The 25,913-nt window shown below is 50.4% G+C and carries 18 protein-coding genes; 3 read left to right on the top strand and 15 right to left on the bottom strand.

All coding sequences use genetic code 11. The features are described from left to right. Nucleotides 1-18 precede the first annotated feature (18 nt). The 5 genes from BP71_RS00345 to BP71_RS00325 form a co-directional block, all read right to left on the bottom strand. Nucleotides 19-3,180, bottom strand: a complete 3,162-nt coding sequence (locus BP71_RS00345; protein ID WP_496375401.1) for a SusC/RagA family TonB-linked outer membrane protein — start codon at nucleotides 3,178-3,180, stop codon at nucleotides 19-21. 202 nt (nucleotides 3,181-3,382) lie between these two features. After that, nucleotides 3,383-4,630 carry an MFS transporter gene (locus tag BP71_RS00340; protein WP_496375399.1) on the bottom strand — a complete coding sequence of 416 codons (1,248 nt, stop codon included), beginning with the start codon at nucleotides 4,628-4,630 and terminating at the stop codon, nucleotides 3,383-3,385. Then, a complete protein-coding gene (locus BP71_RS00335; RefSeq protein ID WP_496375397.1) occupies nucleotides 4,627-5,721 on the bottom strand; it encodes a zinc-binding dehydrogenase in 1,095 nt (364 codons plus the stop codon). The genes BP71_RS00340 and BP71_RS00335 overlap by 4 nt, the downstream gene beginning before the upstream one ends. A gap of 133 nt (nucleotides 5,722-5,854) precedes the next feature. Beyond that, nucleotides 5,855-6,517: an HAD-IA family hydrolase gene (locus BP71_RS00330; RefSeq protein ID WP_496375394.1), complete on the bottom strand. Its 663-nt coding sequence runs from the start codon at nucleotides 6,515-6,517 to the stop codon at nucleotides 5,855-5,857. Nucleotides 6,518-6,715: 198 nt separating this feature from the next. Then, nucleotides 6,716-6,943 carry a hypothetical protein gene (locus tag BP71_RS00325; RefSeq protein WP_496375392.1) on the bottom strand — a complete coding sequence of 76 codons (228 nt, stop codon included), beginning with the start codon at nucleotides 6,941-6,943 and terminating at the stop codon, nucleotides 6,716-6,718. Nucleotides 6,944-7,227: 284 nt separating this feature from the next. Between BP71_RS00325 and BP71_RS00320 the strand changes: the two genes are divergently transcribed. Further along, the gene (locus BP71_RS00320) at nucleotides 7,228-8,427 is read left to right on the top strand and encodes a serine hydrolase domain-containing protein (protein WP_496375390.1); all 1,200 of its coding nucleotides are present in this window, start codon (nucleotides 7,228-7,230) and stop codon (nucleotides 8,425-8,427) included. 80 nt (nucleotides 8,428-8,507) lie between these two features. After that, on the top strand, nucleotides 8,508-8,867 hold the full coding sequence (locus BP71_RS00315; protein ID WP_496375388.1) for a TfoX/Sxy family protein: 360 nt from the start codon (nucleotides 8,508-8,510) through the stop codon (nucleotides 8,865-8,867). Nucleotides 8,868-8,941: 74 nt separating this feature from the next. Here the strand turns inward: BP71_RS00315 and BP71_RS00310 are convergent, their stop codons facing one another. The 4 genes from BP71_RS00310 to BP71_RS00295 form a co-directional block, all read right to left on the bottom strand. Further along, nucleotides 8,942-10,204, bottom strand: coding sequence for a dipeptidase (locus BP71_RS00310; RefSeq protein ID WP_496375386.1), 1,263 nt, complete (start codon nucleotides 10,202-10,204; stop codon nucleotides 8,942-8,944). A gap of 77 nt (nucleotides 10,205-10,281) precedes the next feature. Further along, nucleotides 10,282-10,557 carry a Txe/YoeB family addiction module toxin gene (locus BP71_RS00305; RefSeq protein WP_496375384.1) on the bottom strand — a complete coding sequence of 92 codons (276 nt, stop codon included), beginning with the start codon at nucleotides 10,555-10,557 and terminating at the stop codon, nucleotides 10,282-10,284. Then, nucleotides 10,554-10,814 carry a hypothetical protein gene (locus tag BP71_RS00300; RefSeq protein WP_496375382.1) on the bottom strand — a complete coding sequence of 87 codons (261 nt, stop codon included), beginning with the start codon at nucleotides 10,812-10,814 and terminating at the stop codon, nucleotides 10,554-10,556. Before BP71_RS00300 ends, BP71_RS00305 begins: the two co-directional genes overlap by 4 nt. A gap of 130 nt (nucleotides 10,815-10,944) precedes the next feature. After that, entirely contained in the window at nucleotides 10,945-12,240 is a 1,296-nt protein-coding gene (locus BP71_RS00295) for a hypothetical protein (RefSeq protein WP_496375380.1), read from the bottom strand. A gap of 369 nt (nucleotides 12,241-12,609) precedes the next feature. Here BP71_RS00295 and BP71_RS00290 point away from each other — a divergent pair, with 369 nt between their 5' ends. Then, nucleotides 12,610-12,828, top strand: a complete 219-nt coding sequence (locus tag BP71_RS00290; protein ID WP_496375378.1) for a hypothetical protein — start codon at nucleotides 12,610-12,612, stop codon at nucleotides 12,826-12,828. Between the two features lie 881 nt (nucleotides 12,829-13,709). Here the strand turns inward: BP71_RS00290 and BP71_RS00285 are convergent. The 6 genes from BP71_RS00285 to BP71_RS00260 form a co-directional block, all read right to left on the bottom strand. Then, the gene (locus tag BP71_RS00285) at nucleotides 13,710-14,294 is read right to left on the bottom strand and encodes a dihydrofolate reductase family protein (protein WP_496375376.1); all 585 of its coding nucleotides are present in this window, start codon (nucleotides 14,292-14,294) and stop codon (nucleotides 13,710-13,712) included. A gap of 114 nt (nucleotides 14,295-14,408) precedes the next feature. Beyond that, nucleotides 14,409-14,783 (bottom strand): hypothetical protein, encoded by a 375-nt coding sequence (locus BP71_RS00280; protein ID WP_496375374.1) that lies wholly within the window; start codon nucleotides 14,781-14,783, stop codon nucleotides 14,409-14,411. A 28-nt stretch (nucleotides 14,784-14,811) separates the two neighbouring features. Next, entirely contained in the window at nucleotides 14,812-15,156 is a 345-nt protein-coding gene (locus tag BP71_RS00275; protein ID WP_496375372.1) for a hypothetical protein, read from the bottom strand. Between the two features lie 215 nt (nucleotides 15,157-15,371). After that, nucleotides 15,372-16,997: an NADP-dependent glyceraldehyde-3-phosphate dehydrogenase gene (locus BP71_RS00270; protein WP_496375370.1), complete on the bottom strand. Its 1,626-nt coding sequence runs from the start codon at nucleotides 16,995-16,997 to the stop codon at nucleotides 15,372-15,374. Nucleotides 16,998-17,279: 282 nt separating this feature from the next. Next, a complete protein-coding gene (locus BP71_RS00265; RefSeq protein WP_496375368.1) occupies nucleotides 17,280-24,179 on the bottom strand; it encodes a LamG-like jellyroll fold domain-containing protein in 6,900 nt (2,299 codons plus the stop codon). A 171-nt stretch (nucleotides 24,180-24,350) separates the two neighbouring features. Further along, on the bottom strand, nucleotides 24,351-25,907 hold the full coding sequence (locus tag BP71_RS00260) for a RagB/SusD family nutrient uptake outer membrane protein (RefSeq protein WP_496375366.1): 1,557 nt from the start codon (nucleotides 25,905-25,907) through the stop codon (nucleotides 24,351-24,353). Between the last annotated feature and the right edge of the window lie 6 nt (nucleotides 25,908-25,913).

The raw sequence follows: 25,913 nt of genomic DNA, 5'->3' as shown, positions 1-25,913 counted from the left end.
TGTTTCTCAAAAAGGGTTTCAGAATGTCACGTTCAGTCCTGCCGAGAATGTTCTCTGCAATGGATAAATCTTGCCGGACCCGATCGAGAGTTCGGGATCAAGCGTTTTCACTAACTTGGTAAAAGTCGCCAGGTTCTCCGCACTCACGTACACCCGGATGCGTTGAAGCCTGATCGCCCTCATGGCGGAAGACGGCAGCGAATATCCGAGTTGCAGGTTTTTGATGCGCAGATAAGCCGCGTTCTGCAGGTATCTTGTTTGCGTCTGCGTGTTCTTCGAATTCTGATCGCTCATGTAAAATTTCGGGTAGTAGCCGTCGGGGGTTTCAGGCGTCCAGCGATCCTGGTTGACCGTAAAAACGGAGCTTTGCCATTCGTTGCCGACAATGCCGAAAAAGTAGTTGGAACCGATAAAAACTTCCCTTTTTGCAATGCCCTGCATGAAAATTTGCAGATCGAACCCTTTCCATGCCAGATCGCCCGTGAAGCTGTACGAATAGCGGGGTGTACTGTTGCCGATCACTTTCCGGTCCCCCGGGTTGGCAAGCGTGCTGTTGCCCGCGTCGATTTTACCATCCCCGTTCAGGTCTGCGTACCGCACATCGCCGGGTGTCCAGGCAGCGGAAGACAGGTAGGTTTGCACGGGCGCTTCTGCTACTTCCTGATCGCTTTGGAACAAGCCCACAGTCTGATAACCCCAGATCTGGCCCATTTTCTGCCCTTCATAGTAGCTTGAAAGCGTTCCGTTCGGGTTTGGGTATTTCAGCACCTTTCCGGAGTAGTTACTCAAAACACCCCTTAACCCGTAGCGTACCTCACCAATGTGATCATTCCAGCCAATGGACAGCTCAAAGCCGCGTGTCTCGATGGCTGCATTGTTCGCGGTAGGCGGCGAGGCGCCCAGGATCCCGGGCAAAGCTTGCGACGGCCCGGCGAAATCGTCGGCCTTCCGGACGTACCAGTCGAACGAGGTCGTCAGCCGGTTATCTAGCAATGCAATATCCGTCCCGATGTTGGTGGAAGTGGTCGTAACCCAGGTAAGCGCAGGATTCACCATCGCCGGGTAATTGACGGCCGCCTCCTGCCCGGATCCGAAAAGCCAGGAAGTGGAAGTTGGTTTTGTAATACTCAGACTGGGATAAAACGGATACCAGTTAGGCGCGTTGACATCGAGAAAATATTGATCGCCCAAAGACCCGTAGGAAGCGCGGATTTTAAATGCATTGATCGTTTTGGCCAGCGGTTCGAAAAAACTTTCGCGATCGATATTCCAGCCTGCCGAAATTCCCGGATAGAATTTCCAACGCACATCCTTCAAAAAGCGGGAAGTGCCATCATACCGGCCATTGACCTCCAACAGGTATTTTTCCTTGAAATTATAGTTAACCCTGCCAAAAAATCCTTCTGACGCCAGTTTACGAATGTAGTCACCGATCGTCGGCGATGTGCCGTAAGATGTATTCAGCGAGGGGATATTGTCTGAATAAAGCTGCGAGTTGGACGCGGAATAGCTTTGGAATTCGGTCAGGTCGCGTACATAACCACCCAGCAATTTGAAATAATGACCGCCCAGCTGCTTTTCATAAGTCGTGAATGCATTGACGATATGGTGAAAATTGCGCTCGTTGCTCCTTGAAAACGAACTTGGCGAGGTGCCGCCGATCACGGCCTTGCTTCCGTCGGGCAGGATTTCGTACAAAGTCTTCTGATGCGACTGATTGTCGTAAAAACTGCCGTCCAATGTGTAATTCGCGGTGGCCGTCCAGTCTTTGGTAAACTTCACATTGAATTCCCCCGTAAGCATTACCTGGTCCGTGACGGACTTGTTCCGGCCTCCTTCGTTATGAAGCAGCACATCGCTGGTAGAGGAATAGTTGCCGTCGGGGTTGAGAAGTGCCACCGTCGGAAACTTCCTGGCGATCTGGTGCATGTAGGCTTCATTACCACCCCCGGTTTTGTTTCCATACAAATTGGGGGTATCATGAAGCTGCCGGGAGGCACTGCTGCGGAAGCTGAAACCCAGCCACGGCGTCAGATCGGAAGTAATGTTGGCGCGGATGTTGAATCGCTTGTAAGTGTCGTGCCCAAAATTGTACATCCCGCCGCGGTAGTTATAACCGCCTCCAACATAGTAAGTGGTTTTATCCGACCCGCCGGTAACCCCTACATTATGCTGCTGACTGAATGCAAAGTCTTTGAAATAGACTTTGAACCAATCGTGGTTGGCGTTGCTGGATGCCCAGGTTTGCCAGCCATTGGCGCCGGCTGTGGGAATAGGAACCGTTTCGTTGGTAATCTTGCCGGCCTGATAATCCCTGATCCGCTGAAGGGTCTCCTCATCAAAGGCCGGGGCGCGTCCCGCATTTTTGAAGGATTCATTGTATAGATTGGCAAAATCCAGGGAATTGACCATCTTGGGCAGGTTGATCGTCTGCGCCCACGACAGGTTGTTATTATAGGTAATGCTGGCCCCTTTACCTTTCTTGCCCTGTTTGGTATTGACCAAAATCACACCATAGGGAGCGCTTGACCCGTAAATGGCAGCCGACGCAGCGTCTTTCAGGACGGTAATCGATTCGATGTCGGAGGGGTTGATCGAGTTCAGATCGCCGCCCTGGATACCGTCGATCACAATCAGCGGCGAACCGGAGGTACCCAGCCCCGTGTAGCCGCGGATGTTGATGTTTTGGGTCGCGTTAGGAGCCCCGCCGGCGGTTCCGGTCGTGATGTTAAGGTTACCCACCGCACCCTGCAAAGCCTGACTGATCCGGGCTACCGGCCGGTTTTCCAGAATCTCGCTCCCGATCTGCTCTGTAGCACCCGTCAGATTGACCTTTTTCTGGGTTCCGTAGCCGACTACCACCGCCTCATTCAATACCGCTGCGGATTCGACCAGCTGGATTTCGATCGTCGCTTTTCCATTCATCGCCACTTCCTGACGTTCGTAACCGATGGAAGAAAAAACCAACTTCCCATTCAATGACGGCACCGAAAGGGAGAATTTCCCGTCGGTATCCGTCGTGGTACCATTCGTGGTTTCAGAGAGAACCACATTCACACCGGGCACCGGGCTTCGCCGGGCGTCGAGTACAACGCCACTGACCCGCGATTGGCCCCAGCACACCTGCACGCAGGCTGTCAGCCAGCAGCATAGCATTACAAGCCGTAAAGCATGTTTCATAATACGTTAGGTTTTAAGAAAAGGAAAGGGATAAAATTAAGTATTAATAAACTTTTGTTAAATATATATCAACTTTTAAGAATGCGCAAGCACTTCTCAAAAAAATTTAATTAATATTAAACATAAGTATAGTAATATTTAAAATGGTGTAGAAATCAAGCTGTCCTTAGAGGGAGGCGGCCAAAGAACTCGCAGCAAGTAACTACCGGTAAAATATATACGAACTGCTTTTTACTGTGGAGATAACCAGGCCGGATGCCAGGCAGATCAATGCAATGAGGAGAAATATGTGTGCCGTATTTCCGGTGATATCTATCAATCTTCCCAATAGCGGCTCACCAAGTGCCGCAAACAGGTATCCGGTCATGTTCATAATTCCAATGCCGGTTCCCGTCCGGTGATTGCCCAGCATTTCCGGACACAAAGTCCAGAAGTTGGCCTGTGGCCCATATACAAAGAAACCTGCTAAAAGCATCACCACGGCCTGCAAGCCGATGTTTTCGGCGGGTGCGACGTAAATAACCAATGCTATGAATGCGCTGGCGATCATCCCGAACCGGATGGAGGCAATGCGGTTTCGCTTAAAAAGTGTATCGGACAAATTACCAAATGAAATGGCTCCCGCCGCCATTCCAACAGGCAACAGAAAGGTAACCCAGAGGTTATGCGGGTTCTCTTTCCAGTTACTTCCCAGGTAATGCACCGGTACCCAGAAAATGAACCCATAACGCGCCATGCTTTCAAATGCAAATGCCAGTGTAACCAGCAGGAAGCGGCGGTTACTTAACACATTGCGGTAACGGGTCAGCCAATTTTCGCTGTCTTCGCTACTTTTTAAAGTGTTTTCTTCGTCCAGGTCCCGGAAACCCAGGTCCGATGGTTTGTCCCTTGCAAAAACGAGAAATAGTGTGGAAGTCACGAGCAGCAGCAAGACCGGCAACCTGAAAAGCATCCGCCACTCCTGATCCTGTTTAAGGATCAAAATCGAAAGCAGGTAGGTAACCACCGAAGAAAGCCCTGCGGCCATCGTGTAAAACCCGAAAGCTTTACCTTTTTCTTCCGCGCCCCACCAATTGGAAATGATCTTGCCACCCGGCGCCCAGGCCATTGATTGAAAAAAACCGTTCAACGCCCAGAGAATCATTACCCATTCCAATGACTCGGCAAAGCTGACCGCCACATTGGCCCCGATAGAAAGATAGGCGCCCAGCGGCATCATGATCCTGGCACTGAACCGGTCGGCCAGGTTGCCATTGACCAGTTGCCCGACCGCGTAACCCACCAGCATTGCAAAACTGATCCAGCCGATGGTAGCAAAAGGCACATCGAAATCCGCTGCTATTCCATGTGCCGCCCAGCCGAAATTGTGCCGTCCTGTGTAAAAAAACAGGTAGCAGATCATCGTTAGGATCAACATTTTCCATTGCTGCCTTCTGAACGTCTGGGTCATTTTGTTTTTAGTTCGGCGAGGCGAATACCCACGCGCAAGGGTTTATACTCTAGTGCGTATTCAAACGCAGACTGTGCATCCGTCAGACTGAACTCCTTACCGATCACCTGATCGAATGGGAAATGGTTGTGATTGCTACCCATAAATTCAACTGCATTTATGAAGTCGTCATAATTGTAATTATGGAGGCCTTTTATCGTGATCAATTTCCGCACAACTTGCTCAGCATCAATTTCAACAGGCCTGGTATTGAAAACCGCGCCCACCCAAACCGCAGTCCCTCCGACTCCCAGCGCTCCAATGCCAGCTTCCATTGCATCCGCTGCCCCGCTCATATCGAATGCAATATCAACCTTTTCCTCATCCGAAGTAAATTCCGCCAGGTCGTTTCTCCCGGATAAGGTAAAGGTACCGTCCGCCCCAAACCGGCGCGATAGTTCAAGTCGCGACGCATTGATGTCGGCCGTGACGATACGGGCCGCCCCGGCGTCTTTGCACATCGCAGCGCAAACAATTCCCAGCAAACCGAGACCGGTAATCAACACCCGTTTCCCTTCAATATTCCCTGCCAGGCGAAGCGCTCCTGCCACCGTCGCGACTGCGCAGTTAATGGTCGCCGCCACAGGCACAGGAATACCGGAGGGCAGTTTCAGCACTACAGTGTTTTTCTTCAAAATACAATACTCTGCCAATCCACCATGAAAGGCGTCAAGCTCCGTTACCTGCGCATGGCCGTATTTAAACAGCCCACCTGCTTTTTGAGGCATACCCCTCAGGGATGCTTCAGACGCCGGATCGGACGAAAAAATACTCCATGTCACGATATCACCTGCTTCCAGTTTCTTGCCGGCATAATCGAGCCCCGAATGCTCTCTGCCTATCTGCACCACTTCTCCTACAATTTCATGCCCAAGGATCGTCGGTGTTTTTTCATGCCGCATTCCACAAAAGGTATGAAGGTCGCTCCCGCAGATTGTCGTATATAAATTGCGTACCAGAATTTCACCGGTACCTGCGGCCGGCAGCTCTCTTTCAAGCAACTGCATGTCTTCTCCCGGCCCGTTGAATATTAAAATATTGGCTATGCTCATTTAATGTTCTCGATGTCAGATTGATGATACAAAGGTGAAAAACATTTGTTTATTAATACTAAACAATATTTTACCAAATTGTTAAGAGTTTTTAAAGGCTGGAACAGGTAGCCTATGCAAAAATTTCCTGAATTTACACCATGACGATCGGCAACAGTTCGATCAGGTCGTCGATAATAAAATGGGGATTAGCCTGATCCAACTGTTCACGGGTATGCGCCCCGGTGGTGATACCGATACTCAAACCACAGCCTGCATTTTGGCCTTCCTCGATGTCAACTGTCGAATCACCTACCTTGATAACTTCAGTCGCCTCGGTATAACCCAACCGGTCCATGGCATAAAAAATCATATCGGGCTTTGGCCGGTTGCCGGCAACATCGGATGCCGTCACCAGGCAGTCGAAGTGTACACCTTCCTCCCAGCCGATTTTTTTAACCAGTGCCTCGGCGGTCTGCCTGTTGTAACCGGTATTCAGGACAACGGCAATATCGTTATCCCTTAAAGTATTGAAAACGAGTGTCGCATTGCGTTGCTCCCCGATTTCCTGGGTATCATAAGCACCTGCAAGGAGGATCAGAAACCGGTTGAAGATGCTGACCGCCAGCTCGTGATCGTCGATATCTCTCAGGCTGAGCACGCTCTTGATGGCGTGCAGCTTTTCCTTACCCGCCCCTTCGGCCAAAACCTCTTCCAGCGTGAAATCGGGATCTTTCTCTGTGATAGCCTTCCAAAGTGTTTTGTACACCACATTATGCTCATTGACGGTGGTGCCAGCCATGTCAAAAACTGCCATTTTTACCATATTTAAACTGATTTGATGATTGATTAATATTTCCCTGGTGGCCCGCCGGATCCGGCTTGAATATCCGATCGGGCCACCACTCCAACCAAAGTTGTGTACAGATACCTCAACAAAACCCGGGTAAGGGCAAGTGGAGGCAAAACAAATTTGTGGCAAAAATTTATAAATACTAAACTTTTGTTTATTAAATTATTGTTTTTTCTGCTGCCGCTGTTCGGGGCGAAAGGAAATATTGAAAAACGGGAGATGAATCCGCCAGTTTAAATCGTGATTAAATCCACCGGGCACGAGGTGATAGCCAGAGACCTGCGAGCGAACGTCGGCTACGTCTCCGGTTTCCTGACACGTAGCCGGCGTGTACCAGTCTTTGTTGCCTGCATTACTTATCGCGCAAGCAGTTTGCTGACCTGTTTTCATTTCAATCCTCCAATGGGAGTACCGTCCGGTATTGGGGGCCGGATGAAGGATAAGCACAAGTTGAATTCGGATATCACCTCACGGAGATGCTACTATTGAAGCAGTGAACAGGGATGCAAATCCGGACATACTTTGTCCGAAATCGGGCGGCCGGTTAGGGTCGGTATTCATTTAAATGCCTTTGGGAGCCTTTCGGGGGATTTGGCAAGCTTTTCCAAAGTAAAATCTAAGGCACCGGACACACCGGTATTGCCTGTCACCAACTTAACTAATCATTCAAAGCCATGAAATCAATAATTGTGCTCTCATTGCTACTCGTTACCAGCTGCTGTTGGGCTCAGGCACCGGTCAGGAGGCTCGACGGAAGCCGGATTACCGTCTCCGAAATCGACACGGTTGTACACAGACTGATGAAAGCCGCCGATGTGCAAGGCGTGGGCCTGGCAATCCTGAACGACAACGAAACTGTGTTCGCTAAATCTTACGGTTTTAAAAACAAGCCTCAAAACACCCTTCTGGACACATCTACGATAGTATACGGGGCATCGTTCAGCAAAGCCGTGTTTGGATACCTGGTTATGAAACTTGTGGAGGAACAGGTTATCGACTTGGATATGCCGTTATACAAGTATCTGAAAAAGCCTATCGGCGAGTACAAGTATTTCTCCGACCTCAGGGACTATGACAGCTGGAAGCTGATAACAGCGCGGATGTGTTTAAGCCATACTACGGGACTACCCAATGTAAGATGGTTCAATCCCACACTGCCGGACCCGGCATTTGACTCGGCTGGTGTTATTAAAATATATTTTACACCGGGAACAAAATATGCCTATTCGGGAGAGGGATTCAAGCTCATTCAGTTGGCGATTGAAGAGATCACTCAAAAAAATATTGACGAACTAGCTCAGGATAAAATTTTTAAGCCATTAGGAATGACCAGAACCGGCTATGTGTGGCATGAATCATTTGGTGACGACAACGTGGCCGTCGGACACATGAATGATGGTGGTATTGACAAAAAAAGAAAGCGGACAGTATCCGTCTCCGGTGGCTCTATGGTAACAACCATCGCCGATTACGCGCGGTTTATCGAAAATGTGATGCAACAAAAAGGACTAAGCAGGGATATGTACAAAGAAATGCTCGCGCCGCAGATTGCCATTCATTCCAAAACACAGTTCCCGCCAATAACAGAAGAGACTACCCATGAGAATGATGCCATTCATTTATCGTACGGGCTTGGATGGGGGCTCATGGAGTGCCCATATGGGAAAGCATTCTTTAAAGAAGGAAACGGAGGTCCGTGGAGAAACTACAACATCAATTTTACAGACAAAGGCACATCCATTATCATAATGACTAACAGCGAAAACGGTGAAAAGATATTTCAGGAACTTATAGAGACCCTGATCGGAGACACCTGCATACCCTGGAAGTGGCAAGGCTATATTTCTTATGACGCTCCGAAACGCAGTAATTGAAAAGAAAACAATATATTGTCCAGATACCGAACAGAAGGAGGTTTTGACTACCCTATAAACACCTATTTGATTTACAATCCATGGCTTACGATATAAAACTTGCCGAAAGAGTAAGAGAATACCTTGCCGAAATTCCCCATTTGGAAATTGAAGAAAAGAAAATGTTCAATGGTTTGAATTTTATGGTAAACGGGAAAACGTGTGTTTGTGTAAGCGGAGAAAACTTAATGTGCCGTTTCGATCCAAAATTGCAGGAGGAAGTTGCAGAGAAAAATGGCTACCAGACAATGCTGATGAAAGGAAAAGAATACAAAGGCTACTGCTACGTAAGTCCGGACGGAATTAAGGCAAGAAAAGACTTTGAATACTTTATAAACCTATGCCTTGATTTTAATGAAATAGCGAAAAAATCGAAGAAGCGAAAATTGAAATCTGAATAAGAACGAGCCCCTGACAAAGCGGTTTGCATTGTTAAGGGCTCGGCACCCCGGTCGGATCGGGACATTCAACATGCTCATTTTCCTTCGGTTACGCGCCGGATTACACGGAGCCAGTTTAACCCAAGTATCTTTTTGATTCGCTGATCACTGTAACCCAGCTTTTGCATCGCGATGGTGATCTGTGGAAAGTCGCTGATGTCTTTGATTTCCCGCGGCAATTCGGGCCCGCCGTCTAGATCGGAGCCCAGGGCAATATGATCCTCGCCAACTAGCTTCACGCCATAGTCGATCACTTTCGCCAGCTGATCTACATGCATCCAGTATTCGTCGGGAATGGTGCCATTGAAAGTAAATGGAAGCTCGCGCGCAAACTCCTTGTCAACTTCTTCAATGGTTTGCGTGGTAACCTGGGGTGCAAGAATCCGCGGTGTTTTAGGCTGCGGATTGGGCTGCACCCTGACTGGGTTGTTCGGTCTCTGCCACGCCCAGTATTTCGGGTTGTTGAAGAGGCTGCCGAAATGCACGCCGATAACGCCCCCTTTTGCGGCGATTGCTTTTGCAGCTTCGTCGGTAATACAACGGGGATGATCAACAATTTTGTGAAAGCCACCATGGCTATAGATCACCGGGTGACGGCTGGCAGCCACCGATTGAATGATGCCGTCATTGGATGCGTGGGCCACATTGATGACCATGCCTAGATCGTTCATTTCTTTGATCACCGCTTTGCCATGATCATTAATGCCGCCCCAGGTGTACACATCGTTGCAGGCGTCTATAAAAGCATTCGTGGTACTGTGAGCGGTCAGCTGCATAGAGCGCAGGCCCAGCTTATAAAGAGCGCGCAGCAGGTCGAGATCTCCATAAAGGTCGTAACCGCCTTCCAAATCCAGGAAGGCTGCCATTTTGCCTTTTTTATTGATCCGCTCGATGTCGGAAGCGGTGAGTGCGAGCTCTATTACCGCATTATTCTTTTTGATCTGATCCAATGCAAGATTCACGACACGAAAAGTGTTCTTTGTCTCAAACCTTCCGGGGTAATAGTTCTCAGGTGTATAAACCGAAAAGAACATCGCATCCAATCCCCCTTCTTTTGCCCTTGGAAGATCCACTGTCCCATCCGGATACCGCTGGCCGATATCGGTTTTCAAGATCAGTTCGCGGCTCATGACATGCGTATGCCCGTCCATTACGAATGCATCGCGATGCAAATCAGGCATCGGCTTCGGAGGAAGGTTATTTCCGGCAACAGGAACCGATAATGAGGATTGCTTTGGAAGAATACTACCGGCAGCCGGCAAAAGTGTCAGGCTCTTAATAACGTCTCTGCGTTTCATTGATTAATTAGTTCATAGTATATGCTACTTTCGGAATTGCGGATTAAATGAAAAGAAAGTACAAAAAACACCATGCACTATTTATCATCATAGTGCCCCCTGGCAGAAATAATGTCTACTGTAATGGTATCATCATCAACAGAGTATAGCAGCCTGTGCTTGTCGGTTATCTTTCTGGCATATAATCCTGCGAGATCATGCTTTTTTAGCTGCGGTTTCCCCCGTCCTGTTTTAGGATGTTCCGAGAATTCTTCTATTAGCAGCCTTGCTTTCTTATAAGCCTGTGGTTCAGATCTTTTCAGGAACTGCAAATCTTCTTTCGCTTTATCTGAAAAAATGATTGTATATATCACAGGTTGTCAAAAAAAGCATCGAGCTCCTCCTTACTCTTGATGACGGTAGACTTTCCCTCCCTGATCTCCTGTTGCGCGTCTTTTATGCGTTGGATCATCTCCGGAGTAAAGTACAAATCATCTTCAGAGACGGGAGTAAGCACATAAGATTGTTTGCGACCTCTCCTGATGACCACTTTCTCCCCTTTATCGGCCATTTCAAAAAAATCCTTTTGCCGCTCCCTGAACTGCCGGCTGGTTGTTTCTATTATTGCCATGGTGTACTTTTTTTGGTACACAAAGATAAGATTATTCGCCAGTTTTAAAACGATTCGGCCTGTTTTTGCAGTGGGATCAGGAAGTCAGTATCCTTCCGGCTCCAGACCGAAATCATTCAAAATTGAAAACTCACTCCGCAAACCCGCGCATGTATGGCACATTCGGCGGGCGCTCTCCCGTGCTGAACTGCGCGCCGCGCGTCGAGCGGTATTTCATATTCATAAAAGGCGTCTCAATGCGACGTCCGACGGCGGAGTACTTACCGTTCTCCCAGTTCGATTCCATGTTATACGCCGTGATCCCGGTCGACAATAGCAACCGCTCCGCATTGAACGGCTCTTTTCCGGTCACCATCATCTCGGTAATCCAGTGCGGTTGGGAGTTGGAGGCGTGGTATTGCGAGAAGGGGCCCGGCCAGTCCAGCATCGAGATGATCGTCGGGTCCATGCGCCCTTCGATTTCGCCGGCATAGGTCCACCCCACTCCCTGCCCTGAATATATTGCCGCTTTTGTCCCGTCATTATATTCCACGATACACACGTTTGGTTTGGCAATCTCCTGAAAATGCCCCGGTTTCAGATCAAACTTCGTCCGTACTGATTCCAGCAGCTTCACGGCCCATGGATTTTGTTCGGTCCATTTCCATGTTTCCGGCCCCCGGATACACTGCACCGATTTCACCCCTGTTTCTCCTCCCCTGCGACGCTCCACAAAGGCCTGCAACACATCCACACAATGGAAAAGGGCTCCTTCGTCAGAAGCGCCACCAATAACTACCGATGCCTTGACGGGCGTATCGATGTCGAGTTCGATCTCGGGCTTGCGAAAATACACCGGAATGGAGGAACCGCCGGTCAGAGGAAAATTCAGCTCGCGGGATTTGTCAAACATCCATTTGGCCTCGTCCCAATTGTAAGAGAGGTGCTTGTCGTTGAAAACCGGCACCGAGCGCTTGCTCTGTTCGAAAACCCGCATTACTTTCTCGTAGATCCACCAGCGCGGCAGGAGCCACTGTCCCTTGAGATTCGTCGGATATTCACCATGCTCCCCCACTATCACGACCCCATCCACCGCAAGTTCCTTCCCGCCTAACGTAACGGCCTCGCCTACTGTCTTGAAGATCGGAATGTTCTTCGATTTACATATTTTCTGGCCCAGTCCGCTTGTTTCAAACTGATGGATATAGACCGACACCACATCCACCCGCGAAGGCGTGTGGGCACCCTGCCACCAATAGCCGTCCAGCAGCTTGGTGACGATCCAGTCCGCATGCGATCTGGTAGCACCCCAATAGGTAACGAGACAGGCGATACGAGGCCGTTTCTGCGCAGAAACAAAGGCTGTACTTCCTGTCAGGGCTGATAAACCGGCCATACCGGTTATTCCCAGCATTTCGCGCCGGGTCAAAAGTGGGTTCGAATCCATGGTTTGAGTAGTTGAATCTGCATTCCTGGCTGCAATTGCGGTTTGTTTCTTTGCCATGATGTATAAAGCGAAGAAACCCGCTTACTTACCATATGATGCATCGTTACGCCCCCATACGCCTTACCGATTACCGAACACAACAAGCCGGCACCACGTGTATACAAGCACATTACCACCGAGACAAGGCCAGCGCACCAGATATCAAAAACGCTGGTTTTCAAACAGAAAGCTATCCGAACACTTCGCGCCGCCATTGACGCAGCCGCTACATATTTCGCTAAAAAACTCCGCCGGGGCAGCACAAAATTTACTTATCTTTTATCTACTTTACCGGTAGAGAGTTTGAGAAATCTTGCAACAACACGCCATATGACACAAAAAGAGGCAATCGAAGAAGCGAAGAAAATTGCTGCGTCGATACCAGCAACGAAAGACAATCCTGATATAACCGTCCGTATACCCGATGAGAATTCCCCAACCTCGTCATTTTGGACGGTTCGTTTCAGACAGGAAGAATATGCAGAAATGGATGATCGGGGATATTGGATGGAAGGGATCAGGTGGGAACTCGAAAGCTTTATTCGATGACTCCGGGAGTGCCATCGCCTCCTTGTCGTGTTTTTTTCTACACAAACATTGTAGTAATTCAGACGCTTCAGGTCGCTTTTGCCGCGTAGATTGTGGCTGCGTTCGACCTGGATTGAAACTTCGCTTCCGGAAAAGCCATTTCTTTACATGGCCAGGAATCGACATGATGAAAAGAGTTTTAGCAGCCCACGATCACAGTATCGTCCGCTTTGGGTTGTGCATGATGCTGCTGGATTATGCCGGACAATGACCTCACCATGCTCATCCATCATATCAGAAATTTTCACTCTGAAACTAAAGTTCTGATCCTGTCCACCGTTTCCATTCCTGAGTTTCCAGCTTTGCTACGGCGGCCAACCTGCGGCTCGTCGGTTGGGACGGCACACAATGGATTTCATTGACCGCTTCATCCAATGCGACGAACAATACAGCAGATCGACCGCGCGGCGGACCACAACGACGGTGCATGCGCTTTTTCACGAACAGTTTCCATCCGGTTTGAAGAGGATCTAAAAATCAAGGTTTACCCCAATCCCCCCAACCAATTTGTTATTCATCGAATCGCCCAGCCCACCGGATTCCGTTGAAATTTTCGCTATCAAATGGCACCCCGCTGAATTTTGAAAGGGCAGTCCAAAATCGTACATCAACCCACGCTGTCAGCCCGCAAAAGGACTGAATATCAGCAAATTTCAGCCGGGAATTTATCTTCTGAAGGTTAATGGAAAGGCTTTCAAGATTGTAAAACAGTAGCTCATTCAGCAAGAGGATGAATCTCCTGCATGATTAATCAGGAAAGATATTAAGTAAGAAAAGGAACAGTCCTAAAATAACAGGATTGTTCCTTTTTATCTGTGTATTCTCCTTCAGACGAAATAAATCTACATGCCCGCCTTGGCCAGCGGTCCCACGTACCGATAAGTATTGATGAGCACGCCGGTAGGCGTCACCTTCGTGCTCACGAAAGCCAGTTCGCGCGGATCGGCGGTATCCGAAAAGAAGCGTTTGCCATGACCCAGCAATACAGGGTACACCATTAGCACAACCTCATCCACCAGTCCCTGCCCGAGCAGCAGGGATGTCAGCGTCGAACTTCCGCCTACGATCAGGTCTGGGCCGTCCGTTGACTTGAGACCCTGAATACGCGCTACGATGTCCGTGCCTAAGCCCTGTACCGGTCCCCACTCGAGGCTGTGCGGCCTATGTGTCGCGACGTATTTCGTTGCGGCGTTCAGCGCATTGGCCATCGGGTTATCCCCGGCTTTCGGCCAGTAATTGGTCCAGGCATCGTAAGTGCGGCGGCCAAGCAACAGATCGAAGGCGCTCCCCTGCGCCTCCATTACGGCCTGTAACCCGGCCGGAGTTCGATATGGTGTCGTCCAACCGGTATGTGTAAAACCTTCGCTGGCGTCGTGCTGCATCACCCCGTCGAGTGAAACATGCTCCATGATCCTGACCTTTCTCATTGTGTTTGCAATTGGTTTAAAGTTTGCACAAATCTAGAATGACCGAGGTACGTACATGCGGGGTGATCGTGACAATATCCGGGTGTTTTGCGGCAATCTCAGGTTCGTAGAAAATTACTTCTTAGCCTGCCTCACAGCTTTGATCGGAAAATCTCCATATTGGGAGCCGATCATTCCGGTGAGTGTATCGCCTTTTTGCACGAAGCTGTATTTGAAGACGCCATTCTGGTTCTCTGTTGTAAAGGTGACTTTTCCCTGATCAACTGTCAATTCCTGCATTTCATTCTTTTCGGCGGCCTCCACGTACCCGACTGTCTTATTATCCTTTTGCTCAAAAACCAAAAGTCCCGATTCGTATTCCGGAGGAACGTCGCTGATCAGGTACTTCCAGGTGCCAACCAGGTCATCAGCCGTGACTGCCTTTCGTGTTGCGATCGAGCATACACTGATTGCGATCACCATCAGCAAGATGTAGCGTTTTGTTTTCATGTCAATTCAGAAGTTTAAGTTTGAATGATTAAGTACTTAGGCGGAAATTAAAAATAAATCTCGGGTTTGTAATATTTATGCAGCGGAGTTTGAATTCCGTCACGGGAAAAACAAATGCAGATATTCGCTGGCGCACAATACATTTCGGCATTTTTTTACCTGCCGGGGCTACTGGCAACAAAAAAGAGCGCCCAGTCCCCAATCCTCCCTTTCCTCCCAATCCTCCCTTTCCCCTTCTCTCCCCACTCATCGCTCCCATATCCTTTAAGAAAAACACCAGTTTCCTGAAACCCACAAACCAATGTTCACAGGATTTTAATTGGCCTGGACCGGCATCATCAAAAGGAGCGACAATAATGAAGAGAGAAATCAATATCCTATTTGTCTTACTGAACTTTCATATACGGTTTCTCTATGGGGCACAATCATTCCTTCGGTTAGGCTAAATTAATGCAGACTTTTGAAACAGGAACGCTATACAGTAAACGTCAAAATTCAACCGGCCAATGCAAACGTGAAAAGCGATCAAAAGAAATTGACCGGAAGCCGTTGGCCTCCGGTCAATGAAAACTACCTACCCAGCTTAACCTAAAAAATAAATTTTGTACTTAAAAATTTGGAGTGGCCCTCATGGATTATCTGATTGACCATGTCCTGATTAGACGCGTTGGTCTTAAATGCGACGAGCGACCGGATCGAAAATGCCCTGATGGCATCGGTAACCGAGAGCGTCCCCTCAGCGCTGTCTTTCCTGCCCGTGAACGGAAAGATGTCCGGTCCGCGCTGGCATTGACTATTGATATTAAGCCTGCTCACCTGGTTGATAAGCGGGTCTATCAGGGAAGCAACCTCCCGGGCATTTTCACTGAATATGCTGACCTGCTGCCCGTGAGTTGAATCGATCAGGAACTGGATCGGTTCTTCCAGCTCGTCGAACACCGCTACCGGTACAATAGGCCCAAACTGCTCTTCATGATACAGTTTCATTTGCTGATTAACAGGATACACCACGGCCGGGTAAAAGAACGATCCGCGGGAGCTTCCTCCGTTCTCATTGACAACATATGCTCCATGGGCTTCGGCGTCGGCAATGCATTCATGGAGGTATTCCACTTTATTCGGCTCGGGAAGTGGGGTCAGCGACACTCCTTTTTCCCAAGGCATCCCGAATTTGAGCTGCGCTATGGCTTTGCCAAGCTTTTCGAGGAACGCGTCGGCAATAAGGCGGTGTACCCAGATAATCTTTAAAGCCGTGCACCGCTGCCCGTTAAAGGACAATGCGCCGGTGACAACTTCTTTAACTGCCAGGTCGATATCGGCGTCGGCGGTAACGATAGCCGCGTTTTTTGCATCCAGGCCAAGCACAGCGCGCAGCCGGTTTACCTTGGGATGCGATTTTTTGAGCTCATTGGCTACTTTGCTGGATCCGATCAGCGTCAGCACATTGATTTTTCCCGACTGCATCAATGCGGGCACAATCGCATTGCCCCTGCCGTAAATGATGTTCACGACACCCTTGGGAAAACAATCCCGAAACGCATCTTGCAACGGATAATGCAGCAGCGTCCCGAATTTTGGGGGTTTGAAAAGCACGGTATTACCCATGATCAGCGCCGGGATCAGGGTGGTAAATGTCTCGTTAAGCGGATAATTGAACGGCCCCATACACAGCACGACGCCCAACGGTGAGCGTCTCACCTGTGCAGCGATGCCGTCGACGATCTGAAATCCGGATGAGTCACGGTCGATATTCTTGAGCGCATCGATCGTAGCATAGATGTACTCGACAGTACGATCAAATTCCTTTACGGAGTCGGCAAACGATTTTCCGATCTCCCACATGATGAGCTTGACGATAATGTCCTTTTTCTCGATCATTCGGCCTGTAAAAATCTCCACCGCATGGATGCGCTCTGCTACTCCCATCGTAGGCCACTCGCCGCGACCATGGTTATAAGCTGCAACAGCCGCGTCAAGCGCCTCTGCGGCTTCGGCTGCCGTACACAACGGGTAACTGCCAATCAACTTTCGTTGCAAGCCTTGTTCTGTTTTCACGCAGACCGGGGAAAAGACCTCATGAACAGGGCCATTCCAGATTTTCATTTCACCTGCACTCAGGTATTCCCGCTGATGGACCTGTCCGGGCAAGTCAAATTCCGTGGGAATTTGTTGCTCTGTCGGAAACAGATCTTCAAGCACTTTGTTAAAACCCATTGATATAGTTATTGGTTGTTGGTTCATTGATTATATTTTATATGTCAATTTGACATTTATAAAAATTTACACAATGATACGTCCGCATACTATACGGGAAAAGATCACCGGCTAATTTTATATTAAAACAATCACTTTCAGCAGCTCACAATAGTTTCATAGAAAGTCCGCAAATATCAATATAAATTTTAAATAAGTGTAAGTTTTACATTTATTATTTTTAAACGGCTAACTACTCCATGAAACCGGGTAAACCGGCTTCATGGAGTAGTTGACGTCACATTACCGGACGAATACCCGGAAGGTATATTCTCCGATAGAGACCAGATAGGTCCCCTCTGAAAGCCTGGAGGTATCGTAGCTGCCTGCCTGATAATTCATTTTTTCATCGACGATCACACCTGCCATATTACGGACCACCAGGTGACCATCGGTTTCCGGCACATCCAGGTTCAGCAAACCGCGTACCGGATTGGGAAAGGCACGCACCTGCAACCCCGAATCATTTTTTATGTGAATGATCCGCGAGAACTCGGTCCGCTGGGTAAAATCCAGCTGCTTCAAGCGGTAATATGCACTTGCGAGCGGCTTGGCATCCAAGTATTGGTAGCTGGCTTGTGCAGTTGACGTTCCTGCGCCATCTACAAAACCGATCTTCCCGAAATGCTTGCCATCCCAGCTTCTTTCCACCTCGAATCCCCTGTTGTTGGTCTCTCCGGCAGTTGTCCAGGAAAGCACATTGCCTTCCCTGCCAGCTTGCCCGGAGAAATGCACAAGATTGACCGGCAATGCATTGTTCGCCATCAGCTCATTGATTTCAGTCACGGTCAGTGCCTGGTTATAGATCTGAAACTCATCGATCACGCCATTCAGCACCGGATCGTTGAACTGGGCTTTCCCCAGCCAGTTTTGCGTGGTATTACCCAACGAGGATGGATTCAGGGACATGGCAGTGTTCCTGGCTGCCTCGACCCCATTCACGTACAAGACACCGGTTTGTCCGTTTTGCGTGACGGCGATGTGGGTCCAGGCGCCGACCGCCAAAGCCGCTCCCGGCGCGGTAAGCTGCTGCTCGGCGGGGCTCCCCTGCTTGATCGCGTACCGGATGGTTTTAGTGGCGCCATTCCGCACAGTAACAAACATGTAGCTGGTCGTGCCAGACCCGAAATCAAATGCTCGCATCCAGTCTGTGGCTGCATCCAGTTTTACCCACATGGCAATGGTAAAATTGGTCAGGCCGTTGACTATGCCCGCGGGGAGCTGCATATTGGATGTCGCCGTACCATTCAATTTCAGCCCATTCCCGGTTTTACCCACAGCCCATGCCGCCCCTGCGGCGAGCGTGCCGTCGCGTCTGGACCAGGAGTCGAGTGCGCTGTTCCCCGCCGACTCGTTTAAGTTCCAATAGCTGTGGCGTCCCTGGACAGCGGAAACCGATTGCCAGGCACCTGCCGGGCCATTTCCTTTGGCATTGAAAGCGAGCACGGAGTAATAATAACGGGTGCCGTTAGTGACATCGGTATCCATAAAACTCGCTGAACCGGAAGTGAATTCGACCTTATTCTGCAGTCCATCCGATGAGGTCGACCGGATGATCTTATAACCTTCTACATCGGCTGCCGGCGTCCAGGTCAGGATAATCTTCGCATCAGCACCGGCGGCGATCAGGTTTGTAATTTCCGACGGCATGGGAAGTTCTCCCGTGGTCACCGAAGCTACACCCGAATCGTCACTCATTCCTGCCATATTTTTGGCTGAGACCTGATAATAATAGGTCGTTTCGGCTACCAGCGGCTTGTCCAGATAAGTAGTCTGGGCTGTTTCGGCGACCGGTTCAAAAGGTCCTGTCTCAGCGGTAGCCCGTTTGATCACGTACGAAGTTACCAGATCCGCAGCGGGAGCCTGCGCCCAGCTGATAGTTGCAGAGGTAGCGCCCTGGGCCGTAGCTGCGAGCCCGGTAACTACCTGTGGTTTGCCGAGATTAAGCTTAACAATATCCTGGACTTCCTGAGCGGAAAGTGCCCTGTTGTGAATCCTGAACTCATCAATCGTTCCATTCAGATTGGGATCGCTGGTGAATTGGCTCTTACCCAGATAGTTTTTCGCAGAGCCTGCGATCACCGAAGGGTTCAGGGTCAGCGCAGCATTTCTCGCCACTTCGGCGCCATTGATATACAGGATCACCAGGTTGCCATTTTGGGTGACGGCGATGTGTGTCCAGGTGTTCAAAGGCAGCGCAGGTCCCGGCGCTGTCACCGATTGCTCGTTACCGGTTGCCGCTTTGATGGCATATCGTACAGTCCCGGTATTTCCGTTGCGCGATGAAAGAAACATATATGCCGATCCCGCCCCGAAATCAAAAACGCGTTCCCAATTGTTGCTGGCATCGAGTCTGATCCAGATGGAGGCCGTAAAGTTTGTCAGGCCATCCATTACGCCATTCGGCACGGAAACAAAGGACATTGGCGTACCGATCAGTTGTACCCCGTTATCCGATTTTCCCTGTACCCGGGAAGCTGCCGCTCCCAGGGTAGCATCCTTTCTGGACCATGAATCCACGGCCCGGGCCCCGTTCGTCTCCGCGAACTGATAATACAAATGCCTTCCGCTCTCCGGCGTCACGGGGCTAAATGACGATTGCGGTCCCTCTCCTTTTTGATTGACGGCTGAAATCCAATAATAATATGTTATTCCATTGGTCACGCCCGAATCCACAAATGGGTTTGCCGTTGCGCTCAACTCGGTACGGCCCTGCACGCCGTCGGCCGAGGTGGCACGGATGATCTTATAGCCGGTCACATCGACGGGCGTTGTCCATCCCAGGTACACTTTGGCATCGGCGCCGGTCGCGAGCAGCCCTCCTAATACTGAGGGAGCGAGAAGTTCATTCGTTGCTGCCGACGCGACATCCGAAGCCGGACTTTCGCCTACGTAGTTTTTGGCTAAAACCGTATAATAATAGGTGGTTTCGTAATCCAGGCCCGTATCGGTAAAGACGGTATCGGTCAGTTCCGCGATCTGCTCGAACGGGCCGGACGCTGAGCTGCTTCTTTTCAGGATATAGGCAGAAACCACATCCGAATCAGCAGACTTGATCCATGAAACCTGAATTGAACTGGTACTTTCGCCGGTTGCAGTAAGGCCTGTTATTTTCTGGGGAACAACGCTGGTTACCGTGCTTGCTTCCAATAAAATGATATCGTTCCCATCGCCGCCAATGTAGCTGATCCGGAACGGAGAGCCATTGACATCAAGCAGCGCCATTTCCCCAAGCCCGGCGAATGTACCCGCTACCGGAGTGGCGGAAGTATTGTCCACAACCAAAAACCGTGAGCCTGCGGCAGGCGCGCCAGTACCCAGATTGGTCACCGTTAGCGCCGCATTGTTGAGAACCAGGCCACTGGTTACCAGTTTATCGGTAAACATCTCCGACCAATCCTGCTGAACGACCAGGCCGCCATCGGCATTAATCGTTGTTTTTCCTGTGGTCGTCAGCGTACCAATGGCATTTTGAGTTCGGCCCGGTACCAACTGGCCGCCATTTCCAGTGCCGACGATGATATCCGCCGTGCAGTTCCCATCGCCCCCGAATGCGCCACCTTTCACAGTTACCACGCTCGAAACCTTGCCACTGTTATTGACAAAAACACCGCCCTGTTCGACATTGAGGAAGCCAGTATTCGAATTGGAGCCAGTGATGGTGAAGGAGCCGGTTCCCACCTTGATCAGCGATATTGCATTCAATAATTGCCCGCTGAACTCGGTATCCGTATTAAGTGCCCCGATTTTCAAGACCGGTGCAGGGCCTCCGGTAATGGTGCCCCCGCCCGAGAATGCGCCAAATTCAATTTCACCACTGAAAAGCATTCGCTGGCTATCGCGACTGAAATTCGCATCCAGAAACCAGCTGGCTTTCGCGCTGCCGGCCTTGGCATTTGTGAAGTTGCATCGCTGCCGGCTGCTTCGCCGCACGGCGGAAAACGTGCCGGTAAATTCACTGTTATCCCCGTTCAGGTCCAGTCCGCTGTAACTGGAACCGTCATAGGTAATGTTACCGTTGCCTTTCAGCCCGCCGCTGATTTTGACATAATCTGCCTCCCAGCCATTCAGGAACAGCACATTTCCTTCAATCTTGATGTCGTTGGGGATATACGTATTGGTTACATCCGTCGAATTGAGCACCGTACCGTGTTTCAAGGTCACCAGGCCGCTTCCCAGCGGGCCCGCCGGTGAACCGTCCTGCCCGCCTGTAACTTTGAGCGTGCCGGCGGTCACCACCGTTCCGCCTGCGTAGGTATTCAGCCCGTTCATGTGCAACACGCCCACACCCGATTTGGTGATCGCATTGCTTCCGGAAATTACACCTTCGAAACGTACATTACCGTTGGTGATCATCTGCACATTGTTGCCCAACACCACCGGTACCTGAACGACCTGTGTTTTGGTTGCATTGTTTTCCACACCGTCAAGGAGCGTAAACTGATTTCCAGCAAGCTGATAGGCGCTGTCGGTAAACGTCATCCGGGCCACCGACAAGTTGGCCATGTCATTTTGTAAAACGGCTGTCGACTGTGAAGCGCCAAAATAGATCAGTGCCGGAGATACCGGAACAGTACCCAACCAGTTGCCTGCGTCCGACCATAGCTTGCTGGCCGGGCTGACTTTCCACATACTCGACGTCGTTCCCGGCAGCCCGAGGCTCTCAGGTGAATTGTTGCTTTCGAGGGTAATACCCACCGCTGAGACGACGTAGTAGTAAAGACTGGCATTAGTGACTGACTGATCCGTAAAACTCGTGTCGATAACGCCCGTCGCGATCTCGGTGTAGGGACCGCCGGCCGCGCTGCTTCTTTTTACTTTATATGTCGCCGCTGCTTCGGCCGCCTGCCAGCTCAGCGTCACCTGAGCATCACCATTGTTTACAACAGGGCGCGAAGGCACCAGCGGCGGAAGCTCGGCGGAAAGCTCGTTGGACAAGCCGCTTTCCAGTTCGCCCGAAAACGCCGTTATCACATAATAATTCATGCCTGGTTCGGCGGTAAGGTCTGTGAAAAAGGTCAAGTTAACTCCGGAGGCGATCTGTTGGTACGGCCCACCGGGTGTCGCAGAGCGCCGGATGGTATAGGTATTGGCGTCAACCGATGCAGCCCAGGTCAGATTGATCCGATCATCGACGGTCCGGCTCGCGCTCGTCAAAGCAGGCGGGGCGGGAGCTGTGCCGCTCGTAACATCAAGGACAAGGATCGCATTACCCGTGCCCGACGCATTGGTCGCGCCCAGGGTTATATTCCTGCTACCCGTTCCGGTAGGAATTCCTGATATAACTCCAGTTGAGGTATCAATTGCCAAACCAGCTGGCAAGCCGTCTGCTGAAAATGCAGTCGGAGTACCGCTAGCCTGGATTTGATACTGAAAATTTGCACCCACTGCTGCCGACTCAGCTGTGGCGCTTTGGATAACCGGAGAACCGTCAGGCGCGGAGCTGGACATTTGCAGTTCCGAGAATGTAGCGGTAGCCACTTCCGAAGTACTCCCCGAGGTAACGCCAAGACCGGCATGCACATCGTCATTCATCGGAATTTCGACTTCCGCCAAAGCCGTCCAGTTCACACCGTCGGGCGAATCGAATGCGGTTACACGGCTACCTATCCGCTGCATTTTCAGCCAATAAGGAGCCGAAAAACAGCCATGGGGCAGAAATCCCCGAGGCGGATTATTCCAGGAAACGTTGGTCTTGCTCCAAGCAGTCGCCCCACGCCAGGTGGAAGTGACACCTCCCTGCGCATTGATAAAAATCCCCACATATTTGGAATCAGCAGCCAGCGACTCCCGCATCAGAATACCTCCACGGGCATTCGCAGGACCATCTACCGTATTGACCTTGGTTACCAGCACCACGTCACCGGTTTGCTTTTGAAATGCAAAGTTAAAACCATCCGGATCTGTCAGGGCTGGTACCGGCAGGCCTGTGCCTGCACCTTTGACCGTCCAGGTGCCCGCATTGAGAGCTGATGAGCCAACAATTCCGACTGTTCCTACTGCAAGATTGGTCAACGTCCCCACCGGTTGCACGGCGGGCGGCACTATGGCAGGTAACTGCGCGGCCGTTGAATTGTCCGACGTTTTGTGATAAAAGAAATTCCCTGTATTGACAACGCCTTCCGGTCTTTGCAAAAACATATCGACATAGGGCGTAGCAATACCCTTTCGATGGGTATAGGCATTGCGGATGATCTCATAGGCATTCAGATTGAATTTAGCCGAACCATCGCTTCCCCAATTGGTCCAGCAGGCATAAGTGCTGCCCGAGAGAATATATTGATTGATGAAGGGCGTCTTATCCTGATGAAAATGCGCATAAAGCTCGACGATTCGCAGCATCCTGTTGTCAAGTTCTGAATACAGATCGATGCCCTGCTTCCAGACAACCTCCAGACACCACGCCAATGCTTCCACCTGCCCGCGCCAGTGGCCTTCGTCCCGTCCCGAATCCCCAACCTGTCCGTTTGCAAGGCTATTGGCCAAACCGCTCGCACCTGCCCTCAGCGACTGCACGGCGGCATTCCATTTGGCTGGGTCCTGTAAAAACGCCGCTATTCCTATCGCCGCTTTGAGCTGGATAGCCCCCTGATTGGCGCCTCTGGTCGGATTGGGAACGTCCACAACGGGCCAGAGCACGTTCGTAAACCAACCATTCACCAACTCGGTGTCCTGAGAAGTCCATCCGGGATAGGTCGATTTGAGAATGTCTGCCGCGGCGGTAAACTTATCGGCATAATCACCCAGGTCGAGAAAGTCCTCATCACCGCTCCATTTTTTATTAACCCGCGCCCAGTCGACAAGGATTTGCTTTGCGGTTGCGGCGTAAGATTCCTGGCCGGTAAGGGCATACACCATGCTCAAATTGAAAGCCATATTCATATCGCGGCTCCAAGCCGTACGGGCGGCGTCAATATTCGGAGCACGGCTGACCTCCACCGCCGGAGCGGCTATGTACGAGAGATTCGCGCCATTCTTAAAGGTTTGATAAGGTGTTTTCCATGGCTCCGAGTTAATATCAATTCGCAGTTGAGCCAGGTCTTGAGCGTTAAAGGGAACGCCCGGATGTATCGATTGCGAATGCACTTGAAAGGATACCAGACCAAGCAGGATGACCGATAATATGAAGTATATCTTATTCATGAATTTAACATGTTATCTAAGTTTGGGATTAGCAATGGGTAATTGGCTTTCTTCGGAAAGCGGCCACGGCCTTCCGGTACCGCCGGCTCAATGCCGGCGGTCTGGATAATGTCAGAAAATCTGGGAAGAGGCCTCAGGCGGCCAAAGACTGTTCAACTGCCCGACAGCTGGCTACCAGGACTTGTTTTGCACCAGCACGCCATTTGAGGAAGTGATGTAGACGGCAGGGATCGGGAAACGGCTGTGTTTTTCAAAATTGAAATTAGCCCGGCCGTAGGTGTTCTTCAACAACGCCTCCGTGTAGCCCGTCCCGTCGCTGCCGTCTGCGGCAGCTATTTTATTGTAACGCACCAGATCGAACCAGCGGTTGAATTCCAGCGCCATCTCGACGCGGCGTTCACGCCAGATCGCCAGGCGCAGGGACGCTTTGCCGGTGGCTGTGATTTCGGGAAGAACACCCCTACCTCCATTTAATCCCGCGTCCACAGTCGCCTTGAACGTTTTGCCACCGCGTGCACGGAAACGGATCTGTTCCAGGTATTTAAGCGCATCCGCCGTGTTGCCCAATTCGTTGCTTGCCTCGGCGTCGATCAGCAGGATATCCGCAAACCGCAAAAACATCGGGTTTACGTTCTGGAAAGAGAAATTCGACTGGTTCCAATAAGAGAATGGCCAGATCACCTTTTTGTTGGCGAAGTTGGTATTCGCCGGAAATGTTACGGGCTTGTTGCTGTTATAGCCCGTGATTGAATCGGTTTTAGTAAAAATAGTCGCTTTCATGCGCGGATCGCCGTTTTCATAGCTGTCAACCAAACCCTGCGAAGGATAAATGACGCCGTTGGCAAAACCCGGCAGTCCCTGGTATTGCAGGTACGGATTGTACCACCGGCCGGGGCTGATCGAGGAGTTGAAAATGTACCCTCCCGGCATCATGTTCTCAGATCCATATAGTTTTTCAGGACTAAAAACCGCCCGGTAATCCGGTTCCAGGCCGTATTCACCGCCATTCACCACCGCATCGGCATACACTTTCGCATTGGCATAGTCACCTTCATACAAATACACTTTGGCCAGCAAACCCTGAGCAGTGCCTTTAGTAATCCGCCCGAGCTGGGCAGTACCCCATTGAGTCCTGGTAGGCAGGTTCTCGATGGCATATTTCAAATCTGAGATAACGAGCTTGATAATGTCAGCGTGGGAACTTTTGGGAATATTGTATTCGGTCGCAGCAGGGTCGTGGTCCCTCAGTGGCGCATCACCAAAAACGTTTGTCAGATCGAAATGGTAATAGGCACGGAAATATTTCGCCTGCGCCTCAAATAATTTAGCGGAAGTCGGCGCCCGCTCAGCCAGCGCGGCCGTCCTGTCGATCACCACGTTGGCATAATGGATGTTTTGATAAGTTCTGTCCCAATACTGCTGGATATACGCGTTGTCGGCCAGGTAGGCATAGCTTTGGAACAGGTTCATATTGGCGTCCGTGCCCGACACAAAATCATCCCCCGACAGCTCATGTGTACTGAACTGCTGGCGACCGATGGTGTATTCACGCCAGGACAGTGTGCCGTACAAGCGGTTTACGGCGAGTCCGAGCGTGGTTGTATCGCTTTCGAATGAAGCCGTGGACAATGTGCCCAGCGGCGCCTTATCCAGAAAATCCTCCCCGCAGGAGCCCAGCGTTAAAGCCAGCAACGAGGAAACTATACACAGTTTTATATTTGATCTCATCTGTAA

This window comes from Dyadobacter ginsengisoli DSM 21015 (assembly GCF_059568735.1).
The sequence above is the reverse complement of the archived record's forward strand: the minus strand, read 5'-3'. Positions and strand labels throughout refer to the sequence as shown.